This window comes from Novosphingobium sp. HII-3, from assembly GCF_002916655.1.
In the GTDB taxonomy this organism is placed as follows: Bacteria; Pseudomonadota; Alphaproteobacteria; order Sphingomonadales; family Sphingomonadaceae; genus Novosphingobium; species Novosphingobium panipatense.
Map to the genome: position 1 here is coordinate 177,031 of NZ_PPSM01000014.1, position 13,069 is coordinate 190,099.

15 protein-coding genes are annotated in these 13,069 nt (G+C 66.0%); 6 read left to right on the forward strand and 9 right to left on the reverse strand.

Annotation, left to right across the window (positions count from 1 at the left end; translation table 11 throughout):
- Positions 1–23: 23 nt before the first annotated feature.
- The 3 genes from C2R25_RS04705 to C2R25_RS04715 all read right to left on the reverse strand — a co-directional run bounded on the left by C2R25_RS04705 (position 24) and on the right by C2R25_RS04715 (position 2,193).
- Positions 24–782 carry a thioredoxin domain-containing protein gene (locus tag C2R25_RS04705; protein WP_103728071.1) on the reverse strand — a complete coding sequence of 253 codons (759 nt, stop codon included), beginning with the start codon at positions 780–782 and terminating at the stop codon, positions 24–26.
- A gap of 110 nt (positions 783–892) precedes the next feature.
- On the reverse strand, positions 893–1,624 hold the full coding sequence (locus C2R25_RS04710) for a thioredoxin domain-containing protein (protein WP_103728072.1): 732 nt from the start codon (positions 1,622–1,624) through the stop codon (positions 893–895).
- Positions 1,624–2,193, reverse strand: a complete 570-nt coding sequence (locus C2R25_RS04715) for a DUF721 domain-containing protein (RefSeq protein ID WP_103728073.1) — start codon at positions 2,191–2,193, stop codon at positions 1,624–1,626. Before C2R25_RS04715 ends, C2R25_RS04710 begins: the two co-directional genes overlap by 1 nt.
- 29 nt (positions 2,194–2,222) lie before the next feature.
- Here C2R25_RS04715 and C2R25_RS04720 point away from each other — a divergent pair, with 29 nt between their 5' ends.
- Genes C2R25_RS04720 through nudC form a run of 3 tightly spaced genes read left to right on the forward strand, consistent with a single transcriptional unit; the run spans position 2,223 to position 5,504 of the window.
- Complete coding sequence (locus C2R25_RS04720) at positions 2,223–3,290, forward strand: A/G-specific adenine glycosylase (protein WP_103728074.1); 1,068 nt, start codon at positions 2,223–2,225, stop codon at positions 3,288–3,290.
- Complete coding sequence (locus tag C2R25_RS04725) at positions 3,287–4,597, forward strand: serine hydrolase (RefSeq protein ID WP_103728075.1); 1,311 nt, start codon at positions 3,287–3,289, stop codon at positions 4,595–4,597. The genes C2R25_RS04720 and C2R25_RS04725 overlap by 4 nt, the downstream gene beginning before the upstream one ends.
- A gap of 1 nt (position 4,598) precedes the next feature.
- The gene (gene nudC / locus C2R25_RS04730) at positions 4,599–5,504 is read left to right on the forward strand and encodes an NAD(+) diphosphatase (protein WP_103728076.1); all 906 of its coding nucleotides are present in this window, start codon (positions 4,599–4,601) and stop codon (positions 5,502–5,504) included.
- Between the two features lie 10 nt (positions 5,505–5,514).
- On the opposite strand, the gene C2R25_RS04735 is transcribed toward nudC, so the two are convergent.
- Together C2R25_RS04735 and mgtE are read right to left on the reverse strand one after the other, a co-directional pair.
- Positions 5,515–5,910, reverse strand: coding sequence for a DUF1489 family protein (locus C2R25_RS04735; protein WP_103728077.1), 396 nt, complete (start codon positions 5,908–5,910; stop codon positions 5,515–5,517).
- 27 nt (positions 5,911–5,937) lie between these two features.
- Positions 5,938–7,371 carry a magnesium transporter gene (mgtE, locus tag C2R25_RS04740; RefSeq protein ID WP_103728078.1) on the reverse strand — a complete coding sequence of 478 codons (1,434 nt, stop codon included), beginning with the start codon at positions 7,369–7,371 and terminating at the stop codon, positions 5,938–5,940.
- Between the two features lie 225 nt (positions 7,372–7,596).
- Here mgtE and C2R25_RS04745 point away from each other — a divergent pair, with 225 nt between their 5' ends.
- The 3 genes from C2R25_RS04745 to C2R25_RS04755 all read left to right on the forward strand — a co-directional run bounded on the left by C2R25_RS04745 (position 7,597) and on the right by C2R25_RS04755 (position 9,774).
- Complete coding sequence (locus tag C2R25_RS04745) at positions 7,597–8,067, forward strand: peptidylprolyl isomerase (RefSeq protein WP_103728079.1); 471 nt, start codon at positions 7,597–7,599, stop codon at positions 8,065–8,067.
- 116 nt (positions 8,068–8,183) lie between these two features.
- The gene (locus C2R25_RS04750; RefSeq protein WP_233203764.1) at positions 8,184–9,185 is read left to right on the forward strand and encodes a L,D-transpeptidase family protein; all 1,002 of its coding nucleotides are present in this window, start codon (positions 8,184–8,186) and stop codon (positions 9,183–9,185) included.
- Positions 9,186–9,294: 109 nt separating this feature from the next.
- Positions 9,295–9,774 (forward strand): hypothetical protein, encoded by a 480-nt coding sequence (locus C2R25_RS04755; protein ID WP_103728080.1) that lies wholly within the window; start codon positions 9,295–9,297, stop codon positions 9,772–9,774.
- Between the two features lie 5 nt (positions 9,775–9,779).
- Here C2R25_RS04755 and C2R25_RS04760 read toward each other — a convergent pair whose 3' ends face one another.
- From C2R25_RS04760 to C2R25_RS04775, 4 genes are all read right to left on the reverse strand, one after another.
- Entirely contained in the window at positions 9,780–10,895 is a 1,116-nt protein-coding gene (locus C2R25_RS04760; protein ID WP_233203765.1) for an acyltransferase, read from the reverse strand.
- 222 nt (positions 10,896–11,117) lie between these two features.
- Positions 11,118–11,321, reverse strand: coding sequence for a hypothetical protein (locus C2R25_RS04765; RefSeq protein ID WP_103728082.1), 204 nt, complete (start codon positions 11,319–11,321; stop codon positions 11,118–11,120).
- Positions 11,321–11,500: a DUF4169 family protein gene (locus C2R25_RS04770; RefSeq protein ID WP_103728083.1), complete on the reverse strand. Its 180-nt coding sequence runs from the start codon at positions 11,498–11,500 to the stop codon at positions 11,321–11,323. The genes C2R25_RS04765 and C2R25_RS04770 overlap by 1 nt, the downstream gene beginning before the upstream one ends.
- Before the next feature lie 71 nt (positions 11,501–11,571).
- Positions 11,572–13,059, reverse strand: a complete 1,488-nt coding sequence (locus tag C2R25_RS04775) for an ATP-binding protein (protein ID WP_103728084.1) — start codon at positions 13,057–13,059, stop codon at positions 11,572–11,574.
- Positions 13,060–13,069: the final 10 nt, after the last annotated feature.

Sequence of the window (13,069 nt, forward strand, 5' to 3'; positions counted from 1 at the left end):
CGAAGTCAGTCGGATTCCTGGGCTTAGCGGGCGCCGGCCTGCTGGAGCTTGGCTTCAAGCTCCTTCCAGCTCAGTGAACCGACATTGCTGCCATTGATGACGAAGGTGGGGGTGCCGGTGACGTTGTACTGCTCGCTGGCCTTCTGCGTCTGATCCGCGAAAGCCTTCGCCTTGGCGGTGTCCGCGAGACAGGCTGCGGCCTGGTCGCGGGCGATCCCGCGTGAGGCGAAGAATTCCGTCATGCCCGCCACATCGGCAATGGCGCCGAGCTGCTGGTCCTTGGGCAGGGCATCCAGCTGCGCCAGGCGCTCCTTGCTGGCCGCCTGCATGTTCTCGAACAGCTTGGGCTGCCAGGCCCAGAACTGCTCGCTCAGGGGAATGACGGCTTCGGTCGCGCCGCAGGTCGTGAGCAGGGATGCCGGGATATCCAGGGCATTCAGCATGAAGTAGCGCAGCTCGTAGCTGACGCGGCCGCTGGAGATGTACGTCTGGCGCAGGGGTTCTGCGCTTTCCTTGGAGAACTCGGCGCAGTGCGAGCAGCTGAGGGCTGCGAATTCGATCAGCTTGATCGGCGCCTGCGGGTTGCCGACGCGATAGCCGCCCTCGGCTGTCTTTTCGACCACATCGGTCCAGGACTTGCCGGCCGGAGCGTCAACCCTGGCGACCGGCTCCCCGGAGGTGGGGGCGGCCGCTTCGTCGCTCTTGCCGCAGGCGGCAAGGCCGAGGGCCAGGGGCGCGACAAGCAGGCCAAGCGTGATGGAGCGGAAGCGGGTGCGGGTCATCGGCAGGCGAATCCTTTGCATGGACGTGACGCGGGGCTAGCCCATAGGGGCTGGAAAACGAAGCGTGGAACAGGCGGTTTGGGCCGGGTCTTCCACAGCCGCAAGGACGATCAGATGTTCCCGGCGCGCAGCTCGGCCTGCTTATCGACGATTGCCTTGGACACCGTCTGCCAGTCGTGGCCGTCAAGAAGCTGCCCGTTAAGCGTGAAGCTCGGCGTGCCTTCCAGCCCCAGCGCCTGAACTTCGGCCTGCTGCTTCTTGATCCGCTCCAGCATCACCTTGTCCGTCAGGCACTGGTCGGTCTGAGCGCGGGTGAGGCCCCAGGCGCTGGTCTGATCATAGAAGCCCAGGTCCCCGGCGATCGCGCGCATCCGTGCCGCAAAGTCACCCTGGTACCAGCGCTGCTGCTGTTCGCGGGTGGTGGCCTGGGCCTTGGCGAGCCACTTGTCCTGTGACGCGAAGAAGGCGCTGTGGCGCACGAAGAACCGGGCAGGATCACCGCAGTTCGTCAGCATCGCAACGGTGAGGTCTACGGGATTGCGCACGAAGTTCGTGACAGTAACGGAGATCTGGCCCTTGGGCACCATGGTCATGCGCAGGACCGGGTCCGCCTCCTTGTGGAAGTGGGCGCAATGGGGGCACGTATAGCTGACGAACTCCACCAGCTTGATCGGCGCTTCGGGGTTGCCGAGCCGGTGGCTGCCGTCCGCCGTCATTGCCGTGGTGCGCGCCCAGCTGCCGCCGGAAGGGGACTTTGCCGGAGCTGTGCTCTTCGGGGCTGCAGCCATGCTCAGGACGGCGCAGGCTGTGATGGCTGCCAGACGAAACGCGATCTTCTTCATCACTGGTCTTCCTGGTTCTCTCTGGCGGTCATGCTGCGGGCCAGCGATTCGAGCACGGCCCGAAGCTCCGGGTCGCCGATGTCGCGAAGCGATTTGCCCAGTTCAAAGGGCACCGGCTTGAGCGACGGCGGGGCCGAAGGGCGGGGCCGAGCACCCGGCCCCATGCCGGACGGGGTCTTAACCTCGCCTTGCCGGAGCTTCACGCGGGCGACGGCATTGTAGCCGAAGAAGCGGTTCACCCGCTCCACGATTTCCGGGATCACGTGCTGGATCACGGGCGCATGCGCGGGGACCACCACGAGCTGAAGGATGCCGTCGCTCTTCTCGCCGGGCGGGAAGCGGATCGATTCCGGAGCGCAGACCCGGGCGTGGCGCGTGCCGACGATCTCGGGCCAGCGGGACACCACGCTGGATTGCACGAAGCCGAAGCGGCGAAACGCGGTGCGGCCCACTTCGGGCATGAGGTCGGCGATCTGCCGCGCCGGCCCGCCGCGAGCGCGCTCGAACGGTTTCAGCCGCGGCTTGCGCGCTTTCAATTCATTCGGTTGTTTGCCGCTATTCCGTTCCATTGCCGGCGATCCAATGCCATAGCAACGGCATGGACGCCAGTTCGGATACTGCAATCGCAACGCTGCTGCTTGACTGGTACGACATCCATGCCCGCTCGCTTCCCTGGCGTGCGCCACCGGGTACGCCCGCCCCCGATCCTTACCGCGTCTGGCTTTCGGAGGTGATGCTTCAGCAAACCACGGTGGCCGCGGTGAAGGACTACTTTGCCGCATTCACAACCCGTTGGCCGGACGTGGCGGCCCTTGCCTCTGCTCCTGACGAAGATGTCATGGCAGCCTGGGCGGGGCTGGGGTACTACGCCCGGGCCCGCAATCTCCTCGCCTGCGCGCGCGAAGTGGCTGCCGGTGGAGGACGCTTCCCCGATACGGAGGAGGGGCTGAGGGCCTTGCCCGGGCTTGGCGCTTATACCGCCGCTGCCGTGGCTGCGATCGCCTTCGGACGGCGGGCCGTCGTTGTGGACGCCAATGTGGAACGCGTTGTCAGCCGCTTGTTCGCCATCGACACGCCCATCCCGGCGGCGCGGCCGCTGATCCGGCAGAAAGCCGATGCCATCACGCCTGATGGCCGGTCCGGCGACTTCGCGCAGGCCATGATGGATCTTGGCGCCACCGTCTGTACCCCCCGCAATCCGCGCTGCCTGCTGTGCCCGCTTGCGACCGGATGCGCTGCGCGAACGATGGGAGACCCCGGGCGCTATCCGGTGAAGGCGCCGAAGAAGAGCAGGCCGGTGCGGCAGGGACGCGCTTTCTGGATCGAGCGCGACTGCGGGGCGGCAGGAACCGAGGTATGGCTGGTGCGAAGACCCGCGACCGGGATGCTGGGCGGCATGAGGGCCTTGCCGGACGACGGCTGGAACGCGCGCGCGGACGGAAGTGGCGGGGAGCCGCTGGAGGGCGTGTGGCGGACCGCTGGCAGGGTCGGCCACGTGTTCTCGCACTTTGCCCTCGAACTCGAGGTGGCCCTTCATTGCGGTACGCGCGTGCAGGCCATGAGCGAGGGCGAGTGGTGGCCCCTCGAGCGGTTGGACGAGGCGGGATTGCCTACGGTATTTGCGAAGGCGGCGCGGTTGGCGCTGGGTCAGAAGGAGGACGCATGATCGAGCGCATGAAGGCAGCGGTGGACCGCCGCATGATCTTGCGAATGGCGGCTCAGGCCGGCTTCGGTGCGGGCCTTGTGGCCGTCCTGCCGCGACTTGCCGACGCGCTGGAGAGGCCGGACATGCTGGCCGGGGTGCGCGCCGTGGTCGAGCGCTGGGTGGGGCCGGGCAAGTTTCCGGGCATGGTGGCATCGCTGGGGCTGCCGGGGCGCACGACGGAGTTCGTCGCGCGCGGCGCGGAAGGCTTCACCGACGCCGACGCGATCACGCCCGACAGTCTGTTTCGCATCTATTCCATGACGAAGCCGGTCACCGCGATGGCGGCGATGCAACTGATCGACGAGGGTCGGATGGGCCTGGATCAGCCCCTTCATGAGGTTCTGCCGGCCTACCGGCACATGATGGTGCAGGACACGTACGACGGCTCCGTCACCGCGCTTCATCCGGCGCCCCGCCCGATCACGATGCGCCACCTGCTGACGCACACCTCCGGGCTCGGCTACACCATCATCCAGCGAGGTCCGATCAAGGCGCTGATGGAGAGCAAGGGTCTCGTCCCGGGGCAGGTCAGCCGCATGGCCGTGCCCAGCCTGTTCAGCCAGGCCGCGGTTGTGGGGTTGGACCGCTTCGCCCAGGCCCTGTCCGAGGTTCCTCTCGTCGCCGATCCGGGCACGCAGTGGATCTATTCGATGAGCCTCGACCTCATGGGCCGGGTGATCGAGGTGGTCGCGGGCAAGCCCTTCGACCAGTACCTCGACGAGACGCTGTTCAGGCCGGCGGGCATGACGAGCACCTGGTTCCAGGTGCCCGCTGCCGAAGCCCATCGCCTTACGACGAACTATGGCGCCGCTGGCAAGGTGCTCGTGCCGATCGACGAGGCCAGCAACTCCATTTATCTCGACAAGCCGGCTTTCCCCTTCGGCGGCGCGGGGCTGGTCAGCACCCCGCGCGACTACGACCGATTCCTGCGCATGCTGGCGCAGCGCGGAACCATCGACGGCGTGCGCGTCCTTGGCGAAAAAGCGGTGACCGTGGGTACAGCGAACATGCTGCCCGAGGGCGTGTCGATGCCCGCGACCTTTGGCGGTCCAAGCGGCTTCGGTGCCGGTGGCCGCGTCGGTCGCGGGGCTGAAGCGGGTGTCTTCGGCTGGTCGGGAGCGGCCGGGACCGTCGGCATGGTCGACATGATCCACGGTTTGCGATCACAGCTGTTCGTGCAGTTCATGCCGCCCAACGCGTTCGACCTGCTGCCCGAATTCCAGAAGGCCCTGAGAGCCGACATCGTCGCGCTTCTGGAGAGACGCTGACGTGCTTCGTACCCCGACGACCCCCATTGCCTTTGCAGGTTCACATATCGATCGCGCCGATCACGTGCGGGCCGATCCCGAAGCGATCGCGGGGCTGATGGGCCCACGTGCGCGGCTTCTGAAGCTTGACGGGCTCGACCCCGTGATGACGGCCAGTGGCGGCCTTGCCTGGGGCACCCTTGCCGATGTCGGCCCCGGAGCGGAACTGGTGTTCCTTGGGCTCGATGGGGATGCGGCCTGCTTTGTGCAGGTGCCGGCCCCTGATCCGGCGAGCAGCCCTCATGCTGGCCCGGCAAGCTGGAATGCCATGAACGTGCTCGATCCAGGCGAACTGGCGGCCTATGGCGGAGCGCGGGCGCTGGTCGGTTGGCATTCGCGGCACCGGTTCTGTGCGGTCTGCGGCCACCCCACCGTCCTTGCCAAGGGCGGCTGGCAGCGCACCTGCACCCGATGCGGGGCCGAGCACTTCCCGCGGGTCGATCCGGTCACGATCATGACCGTCGAATACGACGGGAAGCTGCTGCTGGGTCGCCAGCCGCGCTTTCCGGCGGGGCGCTACTCCGCCCTCGCCGGCTTCGTGGAGCCGGGCGAAACCATCGAGGAAGCGGTTGCGCGCGAGGTATTCGAGGAGGCCGGCGTGAGGGTCCGGGACGTGGCCTATGTGGCCAGCCAGCCCTGGCCGTTCCCGTCCTCATTGATGATCGGGTGCCACGCCTTTGCGGACGATCCGGCCATCACCATCGATGTGACGGAGCTTGAGGACGCCCGCTGGTTCACGCGCGACGATGTGATCGATGCGCTTGAAGCGGTGGAAAACGGAGAGGTCGGCCGCGCTTTTGGTGCCCCGCCGCGCCATGCCGTGGCCCATGCCCTGCTTCGCTGGTGGGTTGCGCAGGGGAGACCCTGATCCGGCCAGATCAGACCAGCCCGAGCCGCGCCAGTTCGCGTGCGAGCTTGGGCGGCATCGCGTCCCCGGCGGTCTCGCCTTCCGCAAGGTCGCGCGGGGCGTCCTCCTCCGTGAGATAGCGCCAGCCTTGATGCGCCCGCTTGGGTTTGGTGACGACAGGAACCAGCCGGGGCTCCAGCCGGATGTGCCAGCGGCCGTCAGGCCTCTGTTCGAAGCCGATGATGGGGGAGCGGCCGATCAGCGCGTGCTCGAAGATCCAGTACAGCGAACCGCCGATCATCTCTTCGTGGCGCTTGGGAAGATAGCGCGTGGTCATCAGCGCTTCGTCCGGATGGCTTTCCAACCAGGTGCGAAGGGAAGCGGGACTTTCGGCGGAAAACGCGATCTTGGTCATGTGGAGCGGCATGGCCGCTAGATAGGATCGGGAGTGCGGTCAGGCCAGACCCGTCAGCACCGCCAGGCCGAGGAAGGAGAAGAAGCCCATCGTGTCGGTGGCGGTGGTCACGAAGACGGCGGAGGAGACGGCCGGATCGACGTTGAACTGGTCCAGCGTGACGGGCACAAGGATGCCCATCAATCCCGCGATGAGGTTGTTTATGACCATGGCGGAGGCGATGACCGCACCCAGCAGCGGGTTCCCGAAGATCAGCCATGTTCCCACCCCGATGAGCAGGCCCAGCGCCGTGCCGTTGGCCACCGCGATCCGCAGTTCGCGCAAAATCATGCGCACCGTGTTGGATTCGGTGAGCTGGTTTGTGGCGATAGCGCGCACGGCAACCGCGAGGGTCTGCGTACCGGCATTGCCGCCCATTCCTGAAACGATCGGCATAAGGACGGCGAGCAGGGCGAACCGGGCGATGGCACCTTGGAACAGCCCGACGACGGAAGCCGCCAGCATCGCCGTCGCCAGGTTGACGACCAGCCATGTGAGGCGGGCGCGGACGGTCAGCAGGATCGGCTCGTTGATGTCACCATCGCCTGCGCCCGACAGCAGCAGTGCGTCCTCCCCCGCTTCCTCCTGAATGATGTGGACGATGTCATCGACGGTGATCTGGCCGATGAGCCGCCCCGATGCGTCCACCACCGCAGCCGAGATCAGGGCGTACTTCTGGAACCGCAGCGCCACCTCTTCCTGGTCCATCGCCGCCGGGATCAGGGTCTGATCGCGGGCCATGACGTCGTAGAGGGGGATATGGCGCGGGGTGCGCAGGATCCAGGACAGGGAGCAGGTGCCGATGGGACGGTGCATCGGGTCGACGATGAACACCTCCCAGAACTCGGTCGGCAATTCGCGGTGTTCGCGCAGGAAATCGATGAGATCTCCGACCGTCATCGATTCGTGCACTGCCACGAAGTCGCGGCTCATCAGGCGGCCGGCGGACTCCTCCGGATAAGCCAGCGCTGATTCGATCGCGGCCCGGTCCTCGGGCTCCATCTCGGCGAGGACGGCCTGCTGGTCTTCCTCGTCGAGGTCTTCCAGCATCGCGACGGCATCATCCGTGTCGAGCTGTTCGGCGATGTCGGCGATGACATCGGCCGGTAGCGCTTCGACGAGAAGCTCGCGAACCCAATCGTTGAGTTCGGCGATGACTTCCACACCCATGAGATCGCGGATCGCGCGGGCGAGTGTGAGGCGCTCGCGCTCGTCCACCAGCTCGAAGAGATCGGCGATGTCGGCGGGGTGGAGCGGTTCTACAAGGTCGTAGACACGGTCGGCGTCTTCCTGATCGAGCGCTTCCTTGACGCTGCGCACGAACTCCGGCTTGAGCCGGTTGTCCTCATCCAGGCTCTCCGACTCCGCCGCTTCGGCGCGCGCGGATTCCTCCTCGCCGGCCTGCTCTTCGTCCTTGAGATCCGCTTCGCTCATGAAGGCGGTCTACGCGGCTGTTCCTCAATTGCAACCGATGGTGCAAGCCGCTGCACGAGTTTCCCCGGGCCGTGTTGACCAGCCTGCCGAAGTGGCGCTGATTCGCGTCGAACGGGAGGATGGTACGTGTCGGTTCAGGGCGTCGCGGCGTGACATTGGCGCGCCATGGCTTATATCGGGGCCCAAGCCGACCGGCGCCCCGGTGCCGGCTATAGGAGACAGGTAATGGCTGATGAATTCCTCACCCTCACGCTCGACACCGGCAACGGCGGTGGCGGCGACGTCAAGATCAAGCTGCGCCCCGACCTCGCCCCCGGGCATGTCGAACGCATCAAGGAGCTGACCAACGAGGGCTTCTACGACGGCATCAAGTTCCACCGCGTGATCCCCGGCTTCATGGCGCAGGGCGGCTGCCCCAACGGCACCGGCATGGGTGGCTCCAGCAAGCCTGACCTCCAGGCCGAATTCAACGCCGAGCCCCACGTGCGCGGCGTGTGCTCGATGGCGCGCACCAGCTACCCGCACTCGGCCAACAGCCAGTTCTTCATCTGCTTCGACGACGCGACGTTCCTCGACAAGCAGTACACCGTCTGGGGCCAGGTCGTCGAAGGCATGGACCACGTGGACGCGCTGCCCAAGGGTGAGCCGCCGCGCGAGCCGGGCAAGATCGTCAAGGCGACCATCAGCGAAGGCTGATCGGCGCTGACGAGATCCGGGAAAAGGGCGGCCCTGCGGGGACCGCCCTTTTTTCATGGGCATCCTTCGGGAGGGCGGGACGTTTCCCATGTGTCAGAACACAACATGGTGGATGCTTGAAACGCCTTGTCCCTCTCAGCCTCTCCTGCTTCATCCTGCTTGCATCCTGTGGCCGAACCGAAGAGCCGCGGCCGGGGCAGTCGAGGAGGGCCGATACCCTGACATTCGCGGACGCGCCCGGGGGCGGAGAGACCGAAGCGGCCGACAGCCTGCCGATGCGCGCTCAGGTCGCCCTCGACCGAATGGGTTTTTCGCCGGGCGTCATCGATGGAGCGCAGAGCCCGCCCTACACCATGGCCTTGCGCGGTTTCCAGGAGGCGCGGGACCTTCCTGTCACCGGCACACTCGATGCCGTTACGCAGGAAGCCCTATTCAAAGGGCAGCGCAGCACCGCCACGAGCCTTGTGATCATTCCCGATGCATTCGCGAAGGGAGTGTTGGTGCCGAAACTTCAGGCAGGTGTCGCCGAGCAGGACCCGAGTGAGCAACCTGGCCACCGCTCACTCACCGAGGCGCTGGCCGAAAGGTTTCATACGACGCCTGAAACGCTGGTCGCCCTCAACGGTCGTGGCACTCGCATCGGCGCGGGCAGTATCGTCCGTGTACCGGCCATCGCCAAGGTGGCGCCCGCTGCGGCTGAAGAGGACGGACGCGGGTGGATGGAGACACTTCAGAAACTGGGCGTCGCGGCCGCGCAGCCGCAGGCGGCGCGTGTGGTGGTCCACACCTCGGAGCGCTACCTGCGAGCATACGATGCGCAAGGCACGCTCATCGCCCAGTTCCCGATTACGACCGGGAGTGCACATGATCCGCTTCCTTCCCAAGGCAGGAGCAAACAGCCGGGGGAAGAGGTGATACACCTGGCGGCGGGGCCGAATGGCCCGGTCGGTGTGGTTCGGATGGACCTGCCGGGGGAGCATCACGGTATCCACGGGGCTGCGGACCCGCAGGCCATCGCTCGCCGCGAAGGTCACGGATGCGTGCGGTTGACGAACTGGGACGCTGCACGCCTCGCGCAGATGGTTCACACGGATACGGAGGTGATCTTTCAGGCCTGACGCGCCGGGGCGACTCCGTCATGGGACGGACGGAACATCCCGCCCTTGTCCCGGTGGAGCAAGGATCCTAGCCGGGCTCATCCGCTGAAGAATGCATGGAAGCCCGTTGATGAAATTCCACCTTACCCTCCTTGTAAGCGCTCTTGCCGCGGTGGCGGCCACGCCGGCAGCCGCCACGATCACCGCCGATGCCAATGTCGCGCGTTCCGAAGGCAGCTGGGGCGGTGAACTCGCCGTGGGTATGCCGGTGATCGAGGATGGCGGCTTCGCCATTACGCCGGGTGTAGGCGTATTCTTCCACAAGCGCGATCACGACGGCTACTTCGAGGACGATTCACAGTGCTTCCGTCGCTCCGACGGCGAGCGGGTCGGCGACGGGCATTGCGACGATTCGGGAACGAAGATCTTCGGCAAGGTGGAGGCGACCTATCGCCTGCCGATGGCGCTTGCCTTGGGTGTGGGCGCGCGGTTCATCGGAAATGACCTTCGCGCCTACGGAACGGCGGCGATGCCGTTAGTTCCGTTCATCGACGGAAAGATCAACATCGGCGACAACTACCTGGCGGCTGGCGTCCAGGCCCGTTTCTGACGGGGTTATCCGGGATCGGTCGCCTTCGTGGTGCGAGCCGGACGCAAGGCATGCAGCAATGCTCGAAGCTGATCATCGCGCGGCGGCTTCCCGGCGGTGAGCAGCCGTAACAGGCCTGGCGCGCCAAGGCGCAGGGCCAGCAACGCCGCCAGGCAAGCTGCAATCACGATCAGCGGGGAAGCGAGGAACGCGGCTGTCGTCATAGGCCCCTGTGCCGCTTCGGCCTCCGGCGCCAGAAGGCGCCGGATCAGGCCGATGATCAGGGGATGTGAGCAGAAAACGAAGAAGATCGCCGGTTCGAGCAGCAACAGCGGCCGCGCGAGCTCTCCCCGCCGCACGATCTCTGCGGCGAGGCACCAGAAGGCTACCGCTCCGGCGGCTCGCTGCACGATGAGTCGAAACGCGGCGAGCGGGGTTCCCTCGTCCACGATCATGCTGCCGGGCGCGATGAACGGCAGCGTCGCGATCAGGACAAGGGCGGTCACCGCGATCGCAAGGCAGGGGCGCCGGTAGTCCTCTATCGCACGGGCTGGCCACTGCCGGTCTCCCAGCCCCAGCCCGATCGCGTAGAACAACGGAATTGCGCTCGACAGGAAGATGCGCCCGTCCAGATCCATGACGGCGTTCGCCAGGAGCGCCGCCATCAGCACCCAGGGCGCCAGGCGCAGACCGACGCGGAGCGCGGCCGTCAGCAGGCTGCACAGGAACACGTCGCGCAGGAAGTAGAGGGGTATGACGCGAGGATAGCCGTCGAACCCCAGGAGGAGGCGCGGCAGATCGCTTGCGTGCGGAATGGCTGTGGTCGGGGCGAAGGTGATGTCCTTCGCAAGGGCCATCGCGTTCCACGCCAGCAGCGGCACCAGAAGGGTCATCGTCTTGCGGCCAAGAGTGCGCTGGAAAGATCGCTCCTGAGAGAGCCGCGCCGCCAGGAAGCCAGAGATTATGCTGAGGAGGGGAACGCTCGAACGACCCACGACCTCCCGCACGAACCAGACAATGAGGTCGTGCACATCGGGCTTTGCCGTTAGCGCAGTGCCGTAGGGCGGCACGTGGACGTAGATAACGCAAGCGATGCAGAGCACACGGGCCACGGCAATCGTTTGTGACGTGGTCTTGTTCATCGTCGTCAACGCACCGGATCCCCCCAGGCCGAACAGCCTCATGCAATGGAGGAAGTGTATCAGATGCCGTGAGAGATGCTGCCGCACCTGCATCCACGCCGGAGCAATCGAGCCTCGCGAGACATGGACCGGAGCGCTCGGTTCGCGAAACGGCGCGTTGGTTCAGGAAGGTGGGCAGGCTACCCGACTCAGGGGCTCAGATCTGAATGCAGCCCGGGTGCGTCAGCTGTCCAGCAGGTCGAGGTAGGCGACGACGTCGTTGTCAGTGGCGATAAACAGGCCATCCTGCACATCCTCGCTCTGCCGGGCAGCGATCGCCATCGCTTCGGACAGGGCGCCGTAGAACAGCGTGTTGACGGCGCCGCCCTCAGCCCCGCCGTCCAGATGATAAAGGCGCACGCTGGCCTCCTGATAAGTTGACCGCATCAGTCCTTCTCGAGCCTTGCTCCGTCAAGGGTGCGTTCGGACCGCGCGCGTTCAGCTTCGAGCCGCTCCCGCTCACCCTTCGAGCGGCCATGCCTTGCCCGGTTCGCATCGGCCTCGGCCCGGTTTGCCGCCCGTTCACGCACCTTTCGTGCCATCCGCAGGTTTATGATCTCGGCCATACGTCGCCGATACGCGATTCGGCCGCCTGGTGGAAGGATACCTGTGCGACACCGCCTGTGGTCGCGTAGATCTAGGCCTCTTCCGGCCTGGTCGTGACCCCGAGGTCCGGCAAGGCGACGGAGCGCTTGCCTGAAAAGTCCGTCCGCACGACGATCAGCCCGTCCTTCTCCAGATAGTCGAGCAGCCGTTGCACCCGGCGGGGGGAACTGGTGCCGTAGATGCGGGCAAGATCCATGTCGTCCGGGCAGGGTTTGCCGTCCATCGCGGCTCTGGCGATGACGTAGAACGGCGCCAGGGCGTCATCGGGCACATGCTTGGACAGATTGATCAGGTCTTCCCAACGGGGATCGTCCGGGTTTTCGATGCCGGCAAGCGCCGCTGCGAAGCCACGGCGGAACATGGTGGCGTCAAGGCCCCGGACTGAAATGCCCTTCATGCGACAGCGTATGGTGAAGTCCTGGAACAGCGTGGTCGAGGACTGGAAGGTGCAGTCATCCTCCTCGGCCATGGCGTTCATGATTTCGATCATGGCCGCACGGCTTTCCTCGGCTCCCGGCTCGTTCCGCTCTCTCTCCCGCTCACGTTCGCGGGCCTGGGCGGTTGTCGGTTCCAGCAGCTCGTTCGCGGCAATCCGGCGCGCCAGCGTCTCCGCATCATCCACGCGGGGGGCGGGGCGATGAAATTCGGTCCGTTCCGGTTCGACATGAAGGTTGTCGTGAAGAAGCTCCCGCAGTTCCTCGGTCGTGGCAGTGGGCAGCGGGGCCAGCCCCGGCGTGACCGACTTGGCGCCGGTCTTGACGGCACCGATGTTGACGGACACCGGTTTTCGCGAGATCGCAGGCCCGAGGCCCAGGAACTGCCCCCGGGCAAGATCGCGGATCGTTTCCGCCTGCCGCCGCTCCATCCCCAGCAGGTCAGCCGCGCGCACCATGTCGATGTCAAGGAAAGTGCGGCCCATCAGGAAGTTGCTGGCTTCCGCCGCCACGTTCTTCGCCAGCTTGGCAAGGCGCTGGGTGGCGATCACGCCTGCCAGCCCGCGCTTGCGGCCACGGCACATCAGATTGGTCATCGCGGCAAGGCTGACGCGGCGTGCCTCCTCCGACACCTCGCCTGCCGCAGCCGGTGCAAACATCTGCGCTTCATCGACGACGACAAGCGCGGGATACCACTGTTCGCGAGGCGCATCGAACAGGGCGTTGAGGAACTGCGCCGCGCATTTCATCTGCTGGTCAATTTCCAGCTCGTCGAGCGCCAGGACGACCGATGCCCTGTGCTGCCGGATGCGGGCCCCCAGCCGGGCGATCTCCGCTTCGCCATAGGCCGAACCGTCTATCACGACGTGGCCGAACTCCTCCGCCAGCGACACGAAATCGCCTTCCGGGTCGATTACGACCTGCTGGACGATGGAGGCGCTTTCCTCAAGCAGGCGGCGCAACAGGTGCGACTTGCCGGACCCGGAATTGCCCTGGACAAGCAGGCGGGTCGCAAGAAGTTCCTTGATGTCGATTTCGACCGGTTCGCCGCGCGGGGCGGTGCCGATAAGGATGTTGGCGCTCACGCGGAGGCTC

Bases quoted from the DNA above. Each gene is read 5' to 3' on its own strand.
- C2R25_RS04745 (WP_103728079.1), top strand. From the start codon at position 7,597: ATGGCTGATGAATTCCTCACCCTCACGCTCGACACCGGCAACGGCGGT.
- C2R25_RS04735 (WP_103728077.1), bottom strand. From the start codon at position 5,910: ATGCCGCTCCACATGACCAAGATCGCGTTTTCCGCCGAAAGTCCCGCT.
- C2R25_RS04705 (WP_103728071.1), bottom strand. From the start codon at position 782: ATGACCCGCACCCGCTTCCGCTCCATCACGCTTGGCCTGCTTGTCGCG.
- C2R25_RS04770 (WP_103728083.1), bottom strand. From the start codon at position 11,500: ATGGCCGAGATCATAAACCTGCGGATGGCACGAAAGGTGCGTGAACGG.
- C2R25_RS04720 (WP_103728074.1), top strand. From the start codon at position 2,223: ATGGACGCCAGTTCGGATACTGCAATCGCAACGCTGCTGCTTGACTGG.
- C2R25_RS04755 (WP_103728080.1), top strand. From the start codon at position 9,295: ATGAAATTCCACCTTACCCTCCTTGTAAGCGCTCTTGCCGCGGTGGCG.
- C2R25_RS04715 (WP_103728073.1), bottom strand. From the start codon at position 2,193: ATGGAACGGAATAGCGGCAAACAACCGAATGAATTGAAAGCGCGCAAG.
- C2R25_RS04710 (WP_103728072.1), bottom strand. From the start codon at position 1,624: ATGAAGAAGATCGCGTTTCGTCTGGCAGCCATCACAGCCTGCGCCGTC.
- C2R25_RS04760 (WP_233203765.1), bottom strand. From the start codon at position 10,895: ATGAACAAGACCACGTCACAAACGATTGCCGTGGCCCGTGTGCTCTGC.
- C2R25_RS04765 (WP_103728082.1), bottom strand. From the start codon at position 11,321: ATGCGGTCAACTTATCAGGAGGCCAGCGTGCGCCTTTATCATCTGGAC.
- C2R25_RS04725 (WP_103728075.1), top strand. From the start codon at position 3,287: ATGATCGAGCGCATGAAGGCAGCGGTGGACCGCCGCATGATCTTGCGA.
- mgtE (WP_103728078.1), bottom strand. From the start codon at position 7,371: ATGAGCGAAGCGGATCTCAAGGACGAAGAGCAGGCCGGCGAGGAGGAA.